Raw genomic sequence first — 19,090 nt, forward strand, 5'->3', positions numbered from 1 at the left:
ACGTCTTAAAATAACTTGAGGATAATTATTCATAAATATTTATAGATTGCGGACAGCATCAATAACTGTATTTTATAAATGATTTTTACTGTTGACTATTTTTTATAAATGTCGATGATTAGCCGCCTAATCTTAGTATGTTATTAACCTAGTAGCGCATAAAATGATAGCCAAACAATTTGAACTGATACTTTTGTGATTGTAATGTACGCCAACAGATCAACTCTATGTTATCACCCCCACACACTCATCTCTGATGCTAACACGCTCGAGGAGGAAATATCTTGACCACCATATTTGACCAACAAGCCTCAGATAGTGACCGAGAGTTCCTGAAAATCGTTGAAGAACGATTCATTCATATCTTCGACGTATTTAACGAAGGCCTCTTCTACATGGATGAGTTTGGTACCATGGTATTTTACAACAAAGGCTTCTATGAACAGCTCGGTATTAACGCTGGCCGAATCAGTTTAGAGCAGTGGTTAGAGCTTGTTCATCCTCTTGATCGAGAAAGGCTGTCCACAAGGGTCGATGCGCACATCACGACCAACAATAAGAGGGTTACAACCACTTACCGAGTGCGTAAACCCAATGGACAATACGTCTGGATAGAAGGCGTAGCCATGACCAAAGAAACAGAACATGGCCATTACATGGTTGGCAGCCATCGCGATATTTCTGAGCGTAAGCTGATGGAAAGTTACATCCATCAAGTCGCATTTCATGACAACGCATCAGGCATGGCTAACCGCGCCCATCTCTTGCTGGATATCGAGGACAGTGTACGTACCACCGATTCTTGCGCGTCTATTTGTTATATTCAGATCGAAGACATCAAATCTTACTTGAATCAATATGGCAGCGAACTGGTCGATGGATTAGTAGAGAAGTTGCTACAAACTCTCAGTCACTTGCCCTCTCCAAACAGCTCGGTGTATCGCGTGCATGATGATGACTTTGCGATTTTGATTCACGATGAGTGCTCAATAGAAGCGCTACAGAGTTACGCCGAAAGTTTAAAACAAACCTACCATGAAGCGGTGATTGAAGAAGGCCAATACCTAGGTAGCAACATTAGCATTGGTTTGTATCCTTGTATTGACCCTAGTCACTCCGCAGAGGAAATTTTACGTAAAGCGGCAAGAACTTGTCAGTACGCGAGCGAACAAAATAGAGACCGCGTCGCGGTCTACAGTGAGAAGACGCAGCATGCCGTTGATCGCTACTTCTTTATTGAGCAAGGTCTTAAAAGTGCGCTAGAAAAACAGACATTAAGTGTTAAGTTCCAGCCAATTATTGACGCCAAAAGCTCAAAAGTGGTGAGCTTCGAATCACTAGTGCGCTGGCGTAGCAAAGAGTTTGGCGAAATTTATCCCGACGAGTTTATCCCTGTAGCGGAGAACAAAGGATTGATCGTCGAACTGGGATATCAAGTATTTGCCAAAGCGTGTGAATTCATCAAAAACTACCGTGAACGTTACCAAAACCAAGTTCGTGTTAACGTGAACGTTTCTGTACTTCAGTTGATGAACAGCGAATTCCCTACGCGAATTAAAGCCATGGCGGATGAAGCAGGCGTTGACCCCGAGTCTATTGTTTTGGAACTGACAGAAACGTTTATTTTGGATAATAACCAGACGGCTATTGCCCCCCTAAGCACGCTCAGGGAGTTAGGTTTTGCACTCTCGCTCGATGACTTTGGCTCTGGTTACAGTTCATTAAATAGCTTCTTCGACTTGCCGATGACACAAATCAAAATTGATAAGTCGATGGCATGGAAGACACTGACCAATCGCTCTTCTCAAGAGTATTTGAAGTTTCTTATCACTATGTGTCAGGAAAATAATATTGAAGTGGTGATAGAAGGCATCGAAGACGCAAAAATGTGTGACTTCTTTTCCGAGATGGGCGTCGATTATTTGCAAGGTTATTGGTTCTCTAAACCACTCTCTGTTGCCAGTGCCAGTCGCTATTCATTGAGCTAAACCGTTCTTCGGCGAAATAATCCCAGAATTAACGATATTCCGCACGGCCACGTTAAGCATGCTGAACTACTCACAGTAAATTTCAGACACTAACTGGCCGTGACGAAAACAACCTTAGAGAGCCTTGATTAACGTAGGCGCTCAAAAACAACACTCTGATCTAAGTGTTCGTGATATTGAGTGTAATCTAAGCCCATATCAAAGATATATTGAGTCACCAAGTTTCTAACGCACTCAATCAATTGGCTCGCTTGCCATGGCTTCTCAAAGTAGCGATCAATACCTGCGGAGTTAATCGCATTAATGGTATCCGTGTGCGTCGCCTGCCCCGTCAGAAGCACTTTACGTGTGCGAACAAAACGACTGTCTTTTGATACCTCTGTCAGTAGTTCCACTCCTGTTTTACCTGGCATGACATGATCGGAAATTATTAATGCGATCATCTCGCCTTCTGCATCAAGCTCATCCATCAGTTCTAGAACCTCACCTGCGGATTCGCAGTCTTCGATATTCAACCACTGATGTAACGGCTCTAAATCTTGTAGAACCGCGCTTAATACCTCTCGTTGGTCATCAACGCAAATTACATTAAGCTTCTCCATGTTCACCCTCTACTGGTAACTTGATTCTAAAAATTGTTTTTTCACTGTCGCTCTTTACCACAATAGAGCCGTTATATCCGGCGATAATGCGTTTCACAATCGACAGCCCTAATCCTAAACCAAACGACAACCCACCCTTTTTAGTGGTGAAGTTTGGCCGGAAAATTTTTCTGCGTGTCGCTTCATCGATTTCTGGTCCGTTGTTAGCAATCGTGACCAAAATTTTCCCCTTACTCTCTCGAGTATGTATTTCGATCCCCGGATCTTCGGTTTGACCAAGTGCATCACACGCATTCTTTAAAATATTGACCCAAACTTGGACGAGTTCGGTTTGAGAGCCGACAAAGTCCGGCAACTCCGCTGGGCTAAAACGTACGCTCACGCGTCTTAAGTCACTTTGCAATAGGGCCAGCGCTCGATTGATTGAGTCATTAATATTAAAAGCTTCATCCAAGTCGATATCCGTACGCCCCAATTGTTTCACTGAACGTACAATGCCAACAGTATGTTTAGAGGCAATACGCAAATCATGAAGGTCTCGCCCCATTTGCCAGAAACGTATCGCTTCTTCGGGTCTTTTTAACCAATGCTCCGACAGGAAATTATTTGGAACGGCACGAGCGAGATCACGCGCGAGATCCTTGGGTAAGCCGTAATATTTTTCGAAGTGACGCCCCCGCTTTCTCGCTTCGCTGGAAGAGACTTTCTGTCCTTGCATCAAACCAAAATCAAAAAACTGACTCGCTTCCGGATGAACTTCTTCAAGCAATTCCATGATGACCGACTCGAGTCGCTCAGATTTACTGCTTACCACACCAATAGCATTGTTCAACTCATGAGCAATACCCGCGGCAAGCTGCCCTAACGTTGTCATTTGCTCTGCGGTATGAAGCTTTTGCAACGCTTTTTCTTTAGCTAAGGCCTCTTGCATTGCACGCCGTTGACGCCGAGATAATTCGTTCACCATCACAGGCATAAATTGTGTCGTCAATGGTCCGTATGTCGCCTCTTCCACCGCGGGCGTATCACGCTGTATCCAAGCCAGTTCAACATCGGTTTGAGCAATAACTGTCGAAGAGGCCGTCCATGTACCAGAAAAGAAACTATGTACGCCAATAAACGCACCTTGAGACGCAGAAAATACCTGAATTGGCTTCTTATCATCTTCCGCATAATAGCCAGCCAACTCTCCTGAAAGCACGTAGTACAACCGATCGTTGTAGCCAGCTTGCTCAATAAGCACCGATCCGGATAAGACCGTTAATCGGCGTTCAAGATGGTTAAAATAGCGTTGTACTAACGCATCTAGTTTCGTTTCGTACATGGGTTACCCAATATGCCCAACGGTATGTAAAATCCAAACCATAACAAAACTAAGTAATACACCAATCACGCCCAGCACTGCACCGATACGAGCCATTTGGCTGCTTTCGACATGCCCAGTAGCATGAGCTAACGCGTTTGGTGGCGTACTGATTGGTAACGACATACCGAGTGACGCGGCAAATGTCACGACTAAGATCAGCGTCACTTCTCCACCCAATGGCGTTAACGAAGTCATCGAGGTACCTAGCGCAGCCATAATCGGCATAAGCAAGTTTGCAGTGGCCGTATGCGACATAAAGTTTGCCATTAGCAAGCACATGAAAGCCGCACCAAACAAGACCACATATGGCGAGAACTGATCAAACGGAATACTGTGTACCACCAGCTTCGCAAGCCCTGTTTTATCCAGAGCAAGACCCAGAGCGATACCACCTGACACCAACCAAAGCACGTCCCAAGAAATTTTCTTCAAATCTTCCTTGTTGATAATGCCCGTCAATGAGAATACCGCGACCGGAATTAATGCCACTGTGTAAGAGTTCATCCCATGTGCAGAACCCATCAACCAGAGAATAATCGTACCTGCGAAGGTGACATAGACAATCATCGCTTTTGGTGTTTTCAAAAACTTGCTCTTAATGTTCAGATCGATGGTGGTTTGCTCGGCTTTATACAAAAAGCCAATCAGAAACCACGCTAGTGCCATCATTACAATGACGAATGGCACGCCAAATACCATCCATTCACCAAAGGTAATTAAGTTGTCACCAACCAAATATTTCAGCGCGATAGCATTCGGGGGCGTGCCTATTGGTGTACCAATACCACCAATGTTGGCGGCAACAGGAATACACAAGGCAAACGCAATTCGACCGGGATCTTTAGGCCCAAATACCGCAATCACAGGGGTTAGAATCGACAACATCATCGCTGTTGTTGCGGTGTTTGACATAAACATGGAAAAGACAGCGGTGATCAACATCAAACCCAACATAACGAACTTTGGGTTTTGCCCAAATGGTTTTAGCAACACGCGCGCTAAGTTGACATCCAGCCTGTACTTTGTCGCCGCCATAGCTAAGAAGAACCCGCCGAGGAACAGCATAATAATCGGGCTAGCGAAAGTCGCCATTATCTCGTTATATTGCAACAGCTCACCAAAATGTGGCTGCCCTTCTTGCAAGCGAAAAAGCACGATGCTCTTATTCGAAACAAGCAATAATTCGAGCACAATGATAACGACCGAAGTCGCGTAGATTGGAATAGGTTCAAACACCCAGCAGAGTGCAGCAAGCAAGAAGATTGCGATCACTCTCTGCTGGACGATAGTAATGCCATCAAATGGGAATGCAGAGAGGGGCATTAACCAAATAAGCAATGGTATCAATGTTGGAATAATGTATTTGAGATAAGGGCGCATAGTACTACTTCTCTTCCTGAGATGGTTAGCCAGACACGTTTGGCGTTTGGAACGCCATTACCCACCGCAATACCGAGGCTTTTAGGCTCTGACTAAGCCTTCAGAGACGAAAAATGCAGTAATGGCTTGTTCCAGAGAAGATTATGCACACTGTTTTCAAACAAAACTTTGGTGCGAGATCAATGAACTTGTTTTCACATTGGAAAACATTTTATATCTGTGTTCAAGCTCACTAAATGCTCACGATTTCAGTGAAATATACTTTTCCATCATAAAGTTAGTTAAGGTTTCTCCCCTAACTTCAGCACGTTGCTGAACCTTAACTGTGAACCCCATTTTCTCGTAGAAAGGTCGTGCAGTGATACTCACCTCAGAGTACAGTCGCTCTATCCCCTGTACTTTCGCCTGTGAAAATAGAAAAGACATCAAATCACGACCAATACCTTGGCCTTGATATTCATGATGACAAAAGAAATGGTCAATCAAGCCGTCACTTTGCAAATCACAATAGCCAACGACCTGCCCTTCTATTTCCGCAATATAGGGTTGAATAGCATCCATTGTGCGTTGCCATGAGTTGAGATCAAAATCTGATGGGGCCCAAGCTGAAACTTGTGATTCGGTATAATCGCGACGATTAATGACTCGTACAGTGTGGTAAAAAAGTGTCCACAATATTGGAGCATCCTCTGTGCGATAGCGACGTATTGAGAGCATCGGTTCAACCATTCCTATTCGATAAATACCAAGTATTAACGCAAAGTAATACTGGTGAACTCATCATTTTCAATACCAACCACTAAAGGCTTTTCAAGCTGATCGCTGTTCATCAATACGGTGGTATTCAGCTCTCGACTTGATCTGCGTATTTTGCTTTTTCTGATGATATGTATATTCACAATGTAATCGGAATATTCTTTCGTGACTCCTCCAGAAAACTCCACATGCTCATTTTCATTATCTTGGACCACATGAAATTTTCGATTTGCTTGAATATCAGCACTGAGTGAAGAGTCACCATAGTTCAGTACAACGGACGTTGGTTCACTATCTTGATTGGCAAAACAGCCAAATGCGAACGTGCATAATGCAAGTATACTTTTTGATTTAAACATTGGTTATTCAATTTCTAGTTATTTTTCTGCCATTTGCATTACCAAACAGCACTCCTTCAATAATCGCCCATTGTGCCACAGGTGTACGCAAGTCTCTAAATACAGTAAAAGGATGTACGATGAAATTCCGCTAAAAATGGGGAAATCACAATGCAGCTGAGGATAAACCAGCCTATTTAATCGCCCCCAACAACACCCAAGCAGTTGTTTTTATTGAATTTAAAAGAAACAAATAGTGTAAGCAATATACGTACAAGCTCTTACTTTTTCATACGCAACTAAGCGAGTTAATAGAGAAAGACAATATTTTCTATGCCACATGTTACAAATCTACTCATCTCATTATCACGTATGATCCGATATTGTGGCGCTAGCCTTCCCTTCTTTTTAACGAAGGGAAGATTTGACAATAAGGCTTGCACCTATTTTATAGCTAAAATCAATAAAGCATTTCCAACATCGGTTGGTCTAGGAGCGATCAATGAAAAACTCTCTCAGTTTTACTCATCTGTTAAAAGTTGGCTTGATATCAATCGCAGCTTTGATGGGTGGATGCACTCAAGGAGATTGGCGTACCGCAAGCAGAGAGCCTGCCGGTATCGCGCCCGACCCTTCCAATGTAAAACATGCCGTAATTGAGTTTTATGCCGCAGATGCATTTGGTTGGCGAGGCTGGTTTGCGGTGCACACTTGGTTTGCGATAAAGCCTGAAAATGCGAACGAATATACCGTGTATGAAGTGGTCGGGTGGCGCGTGAATCGTGGACAACCCGCTCTGTATCAATACCAAACGGGCACACCAGATCGCTACTGGTATGGTGCGAAGCCAGAAAAAATACTCTCAATACAAGGTGAAAAGGCCGATAAACTTATCCCAAAAATACAAAGCGTTATCAACCAATACCCTTGGGCTGAAGAATACACGTTATTTCCAGGGCCAAATAGCAACACGTTCCCGGCTTGGGTGGGCAAGCAAATTCCGGAGTTAGAACTCGACTTGCCATTTAGAGCAATTGGTAGCGGCTACGCCAACGAGTAAAACAAAAGCTTGGTAACTGGCGCGTTTTACGTTCAGCGCATAGCACTATACCTATTGTGCGTCTTCACCCAACTCGGTTCTGTTTCTTCCGTTGCGCTTTGCTTTATACAGAGCGTTGTCAGCGTCTTTTATTACCGCTTCAATTGGCATATCGTTGCCTTTCCAGTGAGAAACACCAAGTGATACCGTTACCTTACCAACGACCATGAAATCGTGTTTTTCTACGTTATGCCTAATCCGCTCAGCGACATCAACCGCGTGATGAACATCCGTCGCTTCAAGGAACATCATGAACTCTTCCCCACCGGAACGGCAAAGATGATCATTCGTTCGGGCTTGCTCTTTCATCAACTGAGCGAATTCTTTGAGTAGATTGTCACCCACATCATGACCATAGTTATCATTGACGCTCTTAAAATGATCAATATCCAAAGCTAAAATAGAAAAAGCGGTGTTTTCTTGCTTAAACAAGCCTAGAACTTTGTCTAAGCCGCGTCGATTTAACAACCCAGTCATCGCGTCTGTTAGCGTATCCAGTTGCAGCTTATCAATGGTTTTTGAAACGATACCAAACGCTTTGAGGAAACTGAGCTTCAAATGTGAAGCCTCAAAATACCAAGACTTAACCAGCTTCAAATCATCGATGGATGAGGAGTGCTCTTCTACTCCTCGAACAGCGCCAGCCAATTGCCATAATGGTCTTGAAATAAGTAGAGAGAAGAACCAGATCAACAGCAGAGTTAATAAACCAATTGGAATCGATTTGAAAAATACACTCCACATCTGCTCATCTAGCACCATTAACGTCATTGATTTCGGGCGCTGAGCGACAATTCCCCACCCTGATGATTCAACTGGTGCATACCCTGCTAGCATTTCAACACCACGAGAGTTCACAATTTCTTTGTTACCACGCTGACCCATTGTCACGGCGTTAATTGCAATATTATCGTTGATCACTTCACCAACCCGCGATTTATCTGGGTGGTAGATCAGCGTATTGCTTTCGTCCACAACGTAAAGGAAAGAGCCATCTTTGTAAGCATGCTGGCTAAGTAATTCCGCAAGAATATTGTCCTTCTCTAAATAGATAGTACCGCCGATATAGCCTAAATATTCATTGGACTGAGAAAATATAGGGTATGAGATCGTTAACAGATAATTTCCTGCGGGTGAGATGAATGGCTCAGTGACAACGGGCGCTTGAGCATTTAAAGATTGACGTTTTCTTTCACCAACGAGCTTTACACCTTTAACCTGAAGTGTCTCTGGTGATACAGAAATAATGACGCCTTTCGCATTAACGACAACCACAGAGTTGAATGATTTGGTTTGCTTTCTCAGCCTCTCCGCCTCTTCGTCAAGAAACTGAGCATCGTGCATCTTATCTTTTAGCAAGTTCGCACTGTATTTTAGCTGCGACATTGAGCTTTCTATGAAAGAGTCCGTCATTTCTGACATTTTTTGCGCATAAACGCGGTTGGACTCTAACGTGTTATTGATAATGAGATCTCGTTGCACTCGATAGATCGAATAAAACGCATTGATCAAAGTGACAAGCACACTGAAAACACACAAGATTACAATAAGGTTTCTAAGATTAAGTTTTTCTTTTCTTCTAAAGGACATTTGCCAACTGCCAGCTTCGATGGCTTTTTGTATGAATGAGCGTATAGGTTATATGAAATCGATTTAATTTTCAGGTAGGAAGTTGGGAGCAATATTAAATATTTTCTCACATAATAGGACGCAAAATGAGCTAATAAGAGAATTCAGTGACACAAAATAAATGCCGTGCCACTGTAATATCGCACAACTTTAAGCAAGCTCTGTGCTGGTCATTACCATTGCCTTTAATACATCGACAACAAGCTGATGATCATCTAACTGCGGTAAACCCGATACCGTCACAACCCCAATTAAACCAGAACCCAAGATTCGAATTGGGAACGCGCCGCCATGAGCACAATACTCACGCGCATCGAGATGTGGCTGATTTTCAAAATCACGTTGCTTTTGCTTATTGTATAGCGAGAGGTAGTAAGAGCTGTGACCATATCTCAATACTGAGTTTCGCTTTCTACGAACCCAATCCAAATGGTCAGCGCACGTTCCTGTCATCGCGTATTGAAATAGCGTTTGTCCAAAACCGTAGACCTCAATAGCCACAGCCGCGTCACAGGCTTCCGCCGCTTCTTTTAAAGCCAAACCAATAGACCACGCTACTTGGTGGTTAAACTCTTTCAATTGAAGCTCATGCTCTTGTTGAGCGACGAGCTCAAGCGTTAAGCTCATGATTTCACCTGAATCGTTTTACCCGTTTTACTGCTTTCCAATGCCATCTCAATCAGAGCGATATTCTGTACTGCTTGAACGGCAGGAACCGGGTTATCAGTACCCAAACGAATGGCATCTGCTACACCAACAAAATAAGCTTGATACGCACCTCTCTCCGTTTTGATAGTTTGCGCACCGTCTTCGTCGTAGCGGACACCGTATAACGCCTCGTCCTCTTCCGACCAAGCATCGTTTTCCGATAATCGGCCTTCTTTTAAGTAGCCTTCTTGAGGATCTAATCCGTATTTTTCATATTTAGCCTCAGTACCCAATACTTTATAACGCAGGTTTGGTTCTGGGCTGTATAAGTTTGAATGTAAATGCACAATATGGTCTGGGTAATGAAGCACTAAGTTGTAGTAATCAATCGTCGTCGCGCCCGGACGCATCATTCGACACTGTGCGTCTATCGCATCTGGCAAACCAAATAACACCAAGGCCTGATCGAGAAGATGGGGAGCAAGATCGAATAAAATACCACCGCCATCTTGAGCCTGCTCTCGCCAGCGTTGACGAACTTCAGGACGGTAGCGATCAAAGTGCGACTCAAACAGCCTCACATCACCTAACTTACCTTGTTCGATAAGCGATTTAACGGTGAGAAAGTCGCCATCCCAACGCCTATTATGAAAAACGCTCAGAACCAATCCTTTTTCTTCTGCTAAGGCGATCAACTCATTCCCATCTTCTATGCGCGTTACAAACGGTTTTTCGACAATGACATGTTTCCCATTGTTCAACGCGCGCTTTGCGAGCTCGTAGTGCACATCATTTGGCGCAGTGATGATCACAAGCTCAGCGTCACTGTCATCGAGTAAAGTATTGGCATCAGCAAACCACTGAGCATCTGGCCAATCATTTTGGACCGCTTCATGTTGACGAGAACTTATTGCGCTCAACGTCAAGTTTGGCAGTGCTTTAATGAAGGGTAAGTGGAAAGTTTTTGCTGAATATCCGTAACCAATCACGGCGGTCTTTACGGGATCGTAAGCCATACTAAGATTCCTTATTTCGGTGAAACAACAATACATTCAATATCATTGTGGTCGAGAAGTTGTTGAAAATCTGATTGAGGAGCATGATCGGTAATAACGATGTCGATCTTTGACAAATCACATACATGGTGAAAATTGTCGCTTCCAATTTTGCGGGATTCACAAACGACAATGACTTGTTGAGCTTGCTCTATCATGGTTTGTTTCATGGTTGCTTCTAGCTCATTATTTGTCGTCAACCCTCGGGATGACAACGCGCACACACCAATAAACGCCTTATTCACATGATATTGCTTCATTTGCTGTTCAGCTTGTGCACCCAAGATCGCTCTGGCGTAGGGGTCAAAGTGTCCACCTAAGAAATGGACGTCCATTGATTCACTTTTTTCAGCAGCGAGCAGTACGTCAGTACTGTTGGTGACCACGTTGAGCTTATCTTCTTCACAGCGTGCTTTTTCTACGTAAAGTGGGAGCAGAGATAAGATAGTACTGGTATCAATAACAAGGTGGTCACGCTCATCCAAAAGCTTAGCGGCCGCTTGAGCGAGGCGATGTTTAGTGTCACTAATTGGTCGATTAGAGTACGCCTCTGTAGAGGAAGATATTGGGGCAAGCATGACGCCACCTCGGATTCTTTGTAATCCCGGTAGTTGGCTCAACTTAACTAAGTCTCGACGCGCTGAATCTCGCGATATGCCAAAATACTCGCAAACTTCCGATAACGTTATTTTGTTTTGTAGCTCTAGCTTGGCTCTAAGCTCTATCAATCGCTCTTCTTGCGTCATTACTTAAATTTACTTAAGTGGTTTTAAGCAATAATGCCACACAGCAATCAAATAACCAATACGGACGCACGCAATATTTGCTTATGCTGATACCAAACAGAATTGTTAAGTTGAGGAGATGAAGAGCGTTTTGCTCATCACCCCCCTATCAAAAAATTTTTGGTGTAATGTTTACGTTGGCTGGGTCGCTACTTTTTCATGGCTTCTTTAAAAACTTGATTCCAATCTTGTTTCATATCGACAAACAACCAACCTTGCTCTTCACCCACTTTAAATGATTTGTCTAATTTCCCCACGTGAGAGTCTTTATCATACGCCCATTCACGCTTGTCATCCGTGTGATGGATAACCGCTGAAAATCGTGGGCCAGACCCCGCTTTAGTCCACTCTAGCATTTGTAAGTCACCGTCAGAATTACCAAATGCCATCACCGGGCGCTTACCAATGAAGTTCTGGATCGTGACAGGCTTCACCGCTTTATCATTCACAAAATCAATTTCTGGCAAGCGCTGAATAGTCGGCTGTCCATCAACGACCTGATACTCCGCTTTTAATGTCGTCCCAACGATATTTTGCGTTGGGATCCCGTATACTTCTGGTGCCCAAACACGCATGAAATCAATGCCACCTCCAGAAATTATATAGGTCTGGTAGTCATTTACTCTCAAATAGTCGAGTAACTCAAGCATCGGTTGATAAACCATTTCAGTGTATGGCTTTCCCGTCGTAGGATGAACGGCCGTTTTCATCCACTCCTTCACTTCTTGATGGAACTGATCAGTCGACATTCCGGAGTGAGTCGCCATAACAAGCTGCATCACACCTTCAAGGCCTTGCTTGCCAACCCCCTCCAAGTCACCTTTTATTGCCGAAGCAAAAGGTTCTGTTGTTTTCCAATCAGGATGCTCAGAGGCCATCCCTTTCACTTTATCGATCGCAAAAAACAGCTGTAGATAAACGGGTTTTTCTGCCCACAGCGTCCCGTCATTATCAAACGTAGCGATCCTTTGGCTTTCAGGAATATAAGCGTCCGAGCCTTGAGTCGTCGTTTTAGTAACAAACGCCATAATAGCTTGCTTCGCACCGGTGTTGTTCCATGACGGCAGAGGATCTTGCACATCAGCAGAAATGCTATAGCTAGACAGAGCAAAACTTGTCGCAAGGACAATCACCTTTAACTTTATAGCCATTTTAATTCCTTATATTGAGGTACGGGATGCAAATCCAAATGAAAGTATAGTTCACGATTAACAAGCGCAATTCAGAGCAACATATGCAACGACACCAGAAAGTGACCTTGTAACTAGAAACACGCTTTAATTAAAGAAGCTTACTGATAAAGTGTTGAGTTAGCTGGCGTCAACCTGCTCTGAAGTACTTTGACGTCCCTTTTTCTGATTAAGCTCATCAATCACGTAATCCGGAGCCACTTTCTTAAGTTCCGCTAAACACTGATCAGACTTGGGGTTGTCGTAACGAATGTAGATATCACACACTGCATAAAGCTGCTCCGGCGCGCCAGAGATCAAATAAGCTTTTTCAAAAGCGTCCACAGATTTTTTAAGATCTAACTCTTCTTGCAGAACACCATTCAAGTACCAAAAATAACTGTTGTTCTTTGCCATGTTAGCGGCCTTTTCAATTTCGCTAGCGGCATCATGCTTCTCACCAAGTCTTGCTAGCGCCAATGACTTCGAGTAATGCAAAGCAGCGTTATCAGGAAAAAGTGTGATTGCTTCATCAAGTACTTGGATAGCTTGCCGATCTTTTTGTTGCGCTCGAAAATTGTCCGCATAGCTTAACCAGACTTGCGGGTTACTTGGCATCAGCTTGGTTAGCTCTGAATAAATCAATGCCGCTCTGTCCCACTCTCGATGCCAACGATATACATCGGCAAGGAGTAATTTAGAAACATTGTCAGTTTTCTGCGACAAGTAGGATGTTAGCTCAGTCACCGCGCTTTCAAGTGACTGTTGCTGCTCTGAACTTAAACTAGCGTAATCTCGAACCAAGTTTATCGCTGCGGTAATTCGAACCATTGCATCATCATCACTTAGCAACGGGGAAACCAGACGCCAGCGATGCTCTATCATATAGGGTTGAGCTCCTACAATTGCCGCTTCACGAATTCCAGCATCTGCATCTTTCAAACCACGAGCGACGGCAACCAAAGCGTTTTGGCTGGGGTAGTTGGCCAGTTCACGTAAAGCATCAATACGCTTTTCTGAAGACAACTTTTTGTTTTGTGCATCATAAGACAACTTTTCGACTTGTTGTGCTAGCGTCATTGGTTCTTCTTGAGATGCTATCTCAACGGGTGGAACTTTATCTGAATTGAGCAGAGGTTTATCTTGAGCCCAAGCGCCTTGGCTTAACGCTACACTCATCGTGAACGTTAAAAGTGACTTCGTAAAACGCGTTATCTTGTGCATTGATGAGACCTTACTTTTATAAAACTGGACCAGTTGAATCTTAGAACTTAATGTCAAAAACAGGTCGATTAGACGCTTTCAGGTGCAAAGCCTTATCACTGTATTTGCCGTGTACCACAGGGTTGCCCATCGCTCGTAAAATGTACGCCATTGATTTGTCGACATGCGCAAAAAACTTCTTCCAACCTGCACATAGATAGTTAAGGCCGGGCTCACCTTCTCTGGTGCGAATAAAGCGGTTTTTAGGGCATTCTCCAAAGCATGCAAACTGATAATCGCAATGAACACACTGCTGAGGCAGTGTACGACTTTTAGCAAACCCGAATTTCTGCTGGTCAGGGCTATAAGCGAGAGTATCGAGTTTTTCGCGGTGAATATTTCCGATCTTGTATTCCGGGTAAACATAGTGGTCACACGCAAAGACATCACCGTTTGGTTCCATTGCTAAACCTTTGCCACAGATTTCACCTAGCGTGCATAGTGGGTTTTTGCTTCCCATCCATGTTTCCAAACTTGCTTCAAAATACTGTACAAAAACGTTACCAATATCATGCACGACCCACTCATTGAATATCGCGATAAGAAAGTTACCCCATGCTTCATCCGCCACACAAAATGGCTCGACAACCGAATCCTTGTGACCGGGAATCAGACGTTTATCACCTTGCATCAGTTGCTCATTGGGCTTCCAAGTTTGTGGCGCTGTTGTTCTGAAAGTTTTCTGCTCAACAATCGGAATAAACTGCATTTGAGGGGAACATACTTCATCTCGTAAGAAGCGATACACTTCCAAAGGGTTACGACTAGTCAAGTTGTTCACACACGTGAGCGTTGCAAACTTCACTTCATGCTTATGCAATAGCTCAACGGCGTTCATCACTTGTTTAAATGTACCTCTTCCCGCTCGGTTTGTTCGGTAAGCGTTGTGCATCATCTCAGGGCCATCGATGCTTAAACCGACGAGAAAGTGGTTCGCTTTTAGAAACTCGCACCACTCATCATTAAGAAGCGTGCCATTAGTCTGAAGATCATTAGAGATCGTAATACCATGAGGGCGGTATTTATCTTGTAATTCAACAATTCTTTTGAAGTAATCCAACCCCAGCATGGTTGGCTCTCCACCTTGCCAAGAGAAGATAATTTCAGGTGTGTTCTGCCCTTCTATGTATTGGCGGATATAGCTCTCTAAGGTTTCGTCATCCATTATTGGCGAGCACCCTTGCTTATATTCCAACAAATCTTGTTTGCTTAAGTAATAACAATAAGTGCAATCGATGTTGCAAGCAGCACCAATGGGCTTTGCCATCACATGTAAACGCTTAGATGCTTTTCCGTTGAACTGCGGCCCTTGAGTTATGTGCATTCATCACCTTCTTAGTTGCTAACCTGTCCCCAATGATGTCAAACCTAATCATCGAGTTAATCGCCTAGGGTGATGATAATGTTCAATTATTCTCGGCGCTTGTTATAGTGCGTATAACCGTTTGTTATGGTTTTGCTTGCTAGACTTTCTGACCAAAGTCGTTGACGGAGTCGCCGAATGAAGCATCCCAAAAGTAAGATTATTTCCTTTGTCTCAACCATGTCGGTCACGCTGATAATTAATGGGTGTGCAACAACCCCACCACACTCTCTCGCTCAGAAAATCGATCAAGATATGGTTCTTGTCGAAGGTGGGCAGTTTACGATGGGCGCAGATAGTCCATCAGCCAAAAAGTCAGAGCGCCCAGCTCGCACTGTTAACGTTGATGGATTCTATTTGTCAAAATTCGAGGTAACTCAATCGGTCTTTGAAGCTGTCACTGGCTCCTCTCTGAGCTACTTTCGAGATCCAAATACACCCGTCAATAATATTAGTTGGCAACAAGCCAATTATTTCATTAAGAAATTGAATGAAAAAACGGGAGAGCATTACCGTCTACCAACAGAAGCTGAATGGGAGTTTGCCGCTAAAGGCGGAATTTTAAGTAAAGGCTTCACTTTTTCTGGATCAAACAATATTGACGATGTGGCTTGGTATGCGAATAACTCGCACAATAAGGCTCATAAGGTAGGTCAAAAGCAACCAAACGAGCTCGGGTTGTACGATATGACAGGTAACGTAGGCGAGTTTGTGATTGATGCTTTTGACGAAGGTTATTACAAAACAGCGCCCAGTGATAATCCGGTAAACGCAAAAGAGGAAAAAGAAAGCCTTGCACACAAGTCTGTACGTGGCGGCAGCTTTGCTTATGGCGCAGACGAATCTGAAAACTATCGCCGCGATTTTGCCAGCCAATCCGTCATTATGTCTGACATGGGCCTTAGACTAGCGAAAGACGTAGACTAAACTAAGTAGAGAAAGTGGCGCGATAAAGGCTCCACTTTTTACTATTGGTGTTTAATCTCTACAGATTCGCAATAGATGCTTTCAGCTGATCAATAGCCTGCTTAGGAGCATAATTACTCAGCTCTTTTAGACACCTATCGAAAGCAAAAGCGACAGCACCTTTTTTATGATTTCTCGCTAGAACTTCGCATTGAGCATATAAATGTTGAGGGTTCCCACCAACTTTAAACGCAGTCTGCAATGCCTTACTGGCTTCCAGAACTTCACTTTTTTCTAAAGCTAGACCATAAACATACCAGTAGTGAGCGTTAGTCTTTCCTAGTTCTGCGGCATGTTTAAGTAGAGCTTTGGCCTCATCTTCCTTGCCTTGGCGTAACAAAGAAAGACCAGCACTGTAAGGTAATGAGCTGGATTTAGGCTGAGCTTTCATTCCTTGTTGTAACACCGAGAGCGCAGCTTTTTCTTTCCCAAGGCGTCTATACAGGTCCGATAAATTCACGTAACTATTTTCGAAATAAGGCTCGATACTTATCGCTTCTTGGTATAACGCAATTGCCTTATCGATTTCGCCTAAGCTGCGGTATACATTTGCCAAATTGGTTCTGCCGAAACCACGATCGGCGTTAAACTTTTGAATGTCCATGTACTCTTCAAGCGGTGGTTGAATCCTATCTTTTTGTAACGGCGTCATTTGCGCATAGCTGGTCACTAATACCGAAGCCGCCTCCGCCCTCACTGAAAGTACGGGATCATCTAGCAGTGGCTCTAAAATTCGCCATCGATCATGAAACTCATAACCAGACGAGCCCGCGACTGCGCCGAGTCTAATCATTTCATTCTCATTTTTAACGGCCCTTGCGAGCGAAACAGTCGTATTTTGGTCAGTATTGCCGCCCATTCGCTCTAATGCAGAAGCTCGTATGATGTCTTTTAATGATGAATCCTGAGCAGAGTAAGCCAGAGCATTCGCCGCCCCTTTGTGCCCAATTGCATCGGCATAAAACGCGACAGCAAAGTGTTGTTGATTGCGGTATTGAGAGTGAGGAAACCATTCGGCTATCTGCGCATCCGCCCACTGGTTACTCTTATCCTCATGACAAGACGTACATACATTGGGCGTATCGATGTGTTTGCTCAAGTCAGGTCTAGGTACGTGCCAACTGTGGTCTCTACGAGGATCGACTTGCATATATGTCGTTTCTGGCATGTGACAAGTCGTACATTGTGACGCTTTGGATCCTGCTTCATGGAAGGTGTGGTTTTCTGGGGTATATTCTGACGCAATATGACATTGTGAACATACTGCCTCTTCTGGGATGTTTAGTTTTGCCGAATGAGGATCGTGGCAATTGGTGCATGTTACGCCTTTTTCAGCCATTTCAGACTGAAGAAATGAACCGTAAACATAGTCTTCATCGTAAATTTGGCCATCGTGGTAGTAGAGTTCTGGAGTGATCAGGCTTAACCGATATTTATCTAAAAATGAGCCTTGAATGTGATCACCAGTCTCATTTAACTGCGTTCGACGGCTGTGACATTGTGCGCACGTCTGAACTTGATTTGTTTCTGCGATTGCTTTTGGTTGTAACGTTCTGTGGCCCTTCTCAAATACCCACTCGGTTACCGCTTTAGATAAATTTCGGTCAAAACCATAGTGACTATCTGTATCGAAAGAGCCTCCTGTAGATGCGGACTTTTTCGCCAACTCGATGTGTCCACTTGCAGGGCCATGACACGCTTCACAACCAACATTGCTCTCGGACCAAGACGTGTTGTAGGTATTTTTGATTGCGTCATAGTTCTTCTTTACATTGGTCGAATGACAGTCTGCACACATGAAATTCCAATTTTGCCCAGTGTTAGTCCAGTAAAACTCATCTGTCGTTGTTGTCTCTGGATAAAGGTGAAACCAGCGCTGACCACCTTCCGATTTCGTCCTTGAATCCCACGCAAAAGGAATGAGCTGTACACGACCATCTTCAAACTCCACCATATATTGCTGTAACGGTTCCCAGCCAAATGTGTAGCTAATTTTATAATCATGCCATTGACCATCAGGGCCTTGAATATTGACCCAATACTCCTCGCCTTGTCTAAAAAAACGGTTGGGTTGCCCATCATGCGTCACTGTGCGGTTATCAAAATCACCTTGAACAGATTCTGAGTTTGCGTGTTTCATTGCCATATCGTGATGAGAGCCCTTCCAAGCCTCCACCTCTCGTTGGTGACATTCCGCGCACGTTTGCGTGCCGACATATTCCAACCCAAGCTTCGTGGTATTTTGGGAACTCTCTATCACTGATGCCTGGGAAAAAAACGAACCACTCACCATGACGATACCCAGAAATAGACACCGAAACCGAACTGCCCACTGACTCATAACTATCCTTAGTATTTAGATGGTGCAACTTGAATCAATATAGTCGCTAACCCCTTGGTTATACAAATAATTAGAAGTGAAAGGCCTTCAAAATGAGTGCTCCATTCTTCGTCCCCCGATTAGGGAGTATCTCGGTGTTTTTGCTGAAACTTTATTCGTCTCACCAGCAACCTGCTCTGGTATTCATTAGTGACCCATCTCTATTTTTAAAACCTCCCCAAACCATCAGAATGTCAAGTATTTTTCTTTAGAAACAAATAGTTTAATACCCTCAATAACTTATGGTTATAAAGAGTATAAGAGGATTTTTCTATACACATCATTAACTTATGCAGCACCTAA

At 43.7% G+C, this 19,090-nt stretch carries 16 protein-coding genes; 3 read left to right on the forward strand and 13 right to left on the reverse strand.

The features are described from left to right. Positions 1-284: 284 nt before the first annotated feature. A complete protein-coding gene (locus D8S93_RS04590) occupies positions 285-1,988 on the forward strand; it encodes a putative bifunctional diguanylate cyclase/phosphodiesterase (protein ID WP_104974149.1) in 1,704 nt (567 codons plus the stop codon). Between the two features lie 128 nt (positions 1,989-2,116). Here D8S93_RS04590 and D8S93_RS04595 read toward each other — a convergent pair whose 3' ends face one another. From D8S93_RS04595 to D8S93_RS04615, 5 genes are all read right to left on the reverse strand, one after another. After that, positions 2,117-2,590 (reverse strand): response regulator, encoded by a 474-nt coding sequence (locus D8S93_RS04595; protein ID WP_012841869.1) that lies wholly within the window; start codon positions 2,588-2,590, stop codon positions 2,117-2,119. Next, positions 2,577-3,914, reverse strand: coding sequence for a sensor histidine kinase (locus tag D8S93_RS04600; RefSeq protein WP_005394159.1), 1,338 nt, complete (start codon positions 3,912-3,914; stop codon positions 2,577-2,579). The genes D8S93_RS04595 and D8S93_RS04600 overlap by 14 nt, the downstream gene beginning before the upstream one ends. A gap of 3 nt (positions 3,915-3,917) precedes the next feature. Further along, positions 3,918-5,336, reverse strand: coding sequence for an SLC13 family permease (locus D8S93_RS04605; protein ID WP_047008727.1), 1,419 nt, complete (start codon positions 5,334-5,336; stop codon positions 3,918-3,920). Positions 5,337-5,576: 240 nt separating this feature from the next. Further along, positions 5,577-6,053 carry a GNAT family N-acetyltransferase gene (locus D8S93_RS04610; protein WP_048626344.1) on the reverse strand — a complete coding sequence of 159 codons (477 nt, stop codon included), beginning with the start codon at positions 6,051-6,053 and terminating at the stop codon, positions 5,577-5,579. A gap of 35 nt (positions 6,054-6,088) precedes the next feature. Then, positions 6,089-6,451 carry a hypothetical protein gene (locus D8S93_RS04615; protein ID WP_012841872.1) on the reverse strand — a complete coding sequence of 121 codons (363 nt, stop codon included), beginning with the start codon at positions 6,449-6,451 and terminating at the stop codon, positions 6,089-6,091. A gap of 481 nt (positions 6,452-6,932) precedes the next feature. On the opposite strand from D8S93_RS04615, the gene D8S93_RS04620 reads away from it, so the two are divergent. Continuing rightward, positions 6,933-7,490: a DUF3750 domain-containing protein gene (locus D8S93_RS04620; protein ID WP_012841873.1), complete on the forward strand. Its 558-nt coding sequence runs from the start codon at positions 6,933-6,935 to the stop codon at positions 7,488-7,490. A gap of 51 nt (positions 7,491-7,541) precedes the next feature. Here the strand turns inward: D8S93_RS04620 and D8S93_RS04625 are convergent, their stop codons facing one another. The 7 genes from D8S93_RS04625 to D8S93_RS04655 all read right to left on the reverse strand — a co-directional run bounded on the left by D8S93_RS04625 (position 7,542) and on the right by D8S93_RS04655 (position 15,402). Continuing rightward, positions 7,542-9,119, reverse strand: coding sequence for a sensor domain-containing diguanylate cyclase (locus tag D8S93_RS04625; protein ID WP_152812204.1), 1,578 nt, complete (start codon positions 9,117-9,119; stop codon positions 7,542-7,544). Between the two features lie 189 nt (positions 9,120-9,308). Further along, positions 9,309-9,785 (reverse strand): heme-degrading domain-containing protein, encoded by a 477-nt coding sequence (locus tag D8S93_RS04630; RefSeq protein WP_150918628.1) that lies wholly within the window; start codon positions 9,783-9,785, stop codon positions 9,309-9,311. Next, positions 9,782-10,822 carry an oxidoreductase gene (locus tag D8S93_RS04635; RefSeq protein WP_152812206.1) on the reverse strand — a complete coding sequence of 347 codons (1,041 nt, stop codon included), beginning with the start codon at positions 10,820-10,822 and terminating at the stop codon, positions 9,782-9,784. Before D8S93_RS04635 ends, D8S93_RS04630 begins: the two co-directional genes overlap by 4 nt. Positions 10,823-10,833: 11 nt before the next feature. Continuing rightward, positions 10,834-11,607: a DeoR/GlpR family DNA-binding transcription regulator gene (locus D8S93_RS04640; protein ID WP_152812208.1), complete on the reverse strand. Its 774-nt coding sequence runs from the start codon at positions 11,605-11,607 to the stop codon at positions 10,834-10,836. 188 nt (positions 11,608-11,795) lie between these two features. After that, on the reverse strand, positions 11,796-12,797 hold the full coding sequence (locus D8S93_RS04645) for an HAD family hydrolase (protein WP_152812210.1): 1,002 nt from the start codon (positions 12,795-12,797) through the stop codon (positions 11,796-11,798). A gap of 159 nt (positions 12,798-12,956) precedes the next feature. Then, entirely contained in the window at positions 12,957-14,039 is a 1,083-nt protein-coding gene (locus tag D8S93_RS04650; protein WP_152812212.1) for a tetratricopeptide repeat protein, read from the reverse strand. A 40-nt stretch (positions 14,040-14,079) separates the two neighbouring features. Then, a complete protein-coding gene (locus tag D8S93_RS04655) occupies positions 14,080-15,402 on the reverse strand; it encodes an anaerobic sulfatase maturase (RefSeq protein ID WP_152812214.1) in 1,323 nt (440 codons plus the stop codon). A gap of 177 nt (positions 15,403-15,579) precedes the next feature. On the opposite strand from D8S93_RS04655, the gene D8S93_RS04660 reads away from it, so the two are divergent. Further along, complete coding sequence (locus D8S93_RS04660) at positions 15,580-16,368, forward strand: formylglycine-generating enzyme family protein (protein WP_152812216.1); 789 nt, start codon at positions 15,580-15,582, stop codon at positions 16,366-16,368. 58 nt (positions 16,369-16,426) lie between these two features. On the opposite strand, the gene D8S93_RS04665 is transcribed toward D8S93_RS04660, so the two are convergent. Next, on the reverse strand, positions 16,427-18,748 hold the full coding sequence (locus D8S93_RS04665; RefSeq protein WP_152812218.1) for a multiheme c-type cytochrome: 2,322 nt from the start codon (positions 18,746-18,748) through the stop codon (positions 16,427-16,429). Positions 18,749-19,090 lie beyond the last annotated feature (342 nt).

The organism is Vibrio sp. VGrn 2, from assembly GCF_009361695.1.
GTDB lineage: Bacteria > Pseudomonadota > Gammaproteobacteria > Enterobacterales > Vibrionaceae > Vibrio > Vibrio diabolicus.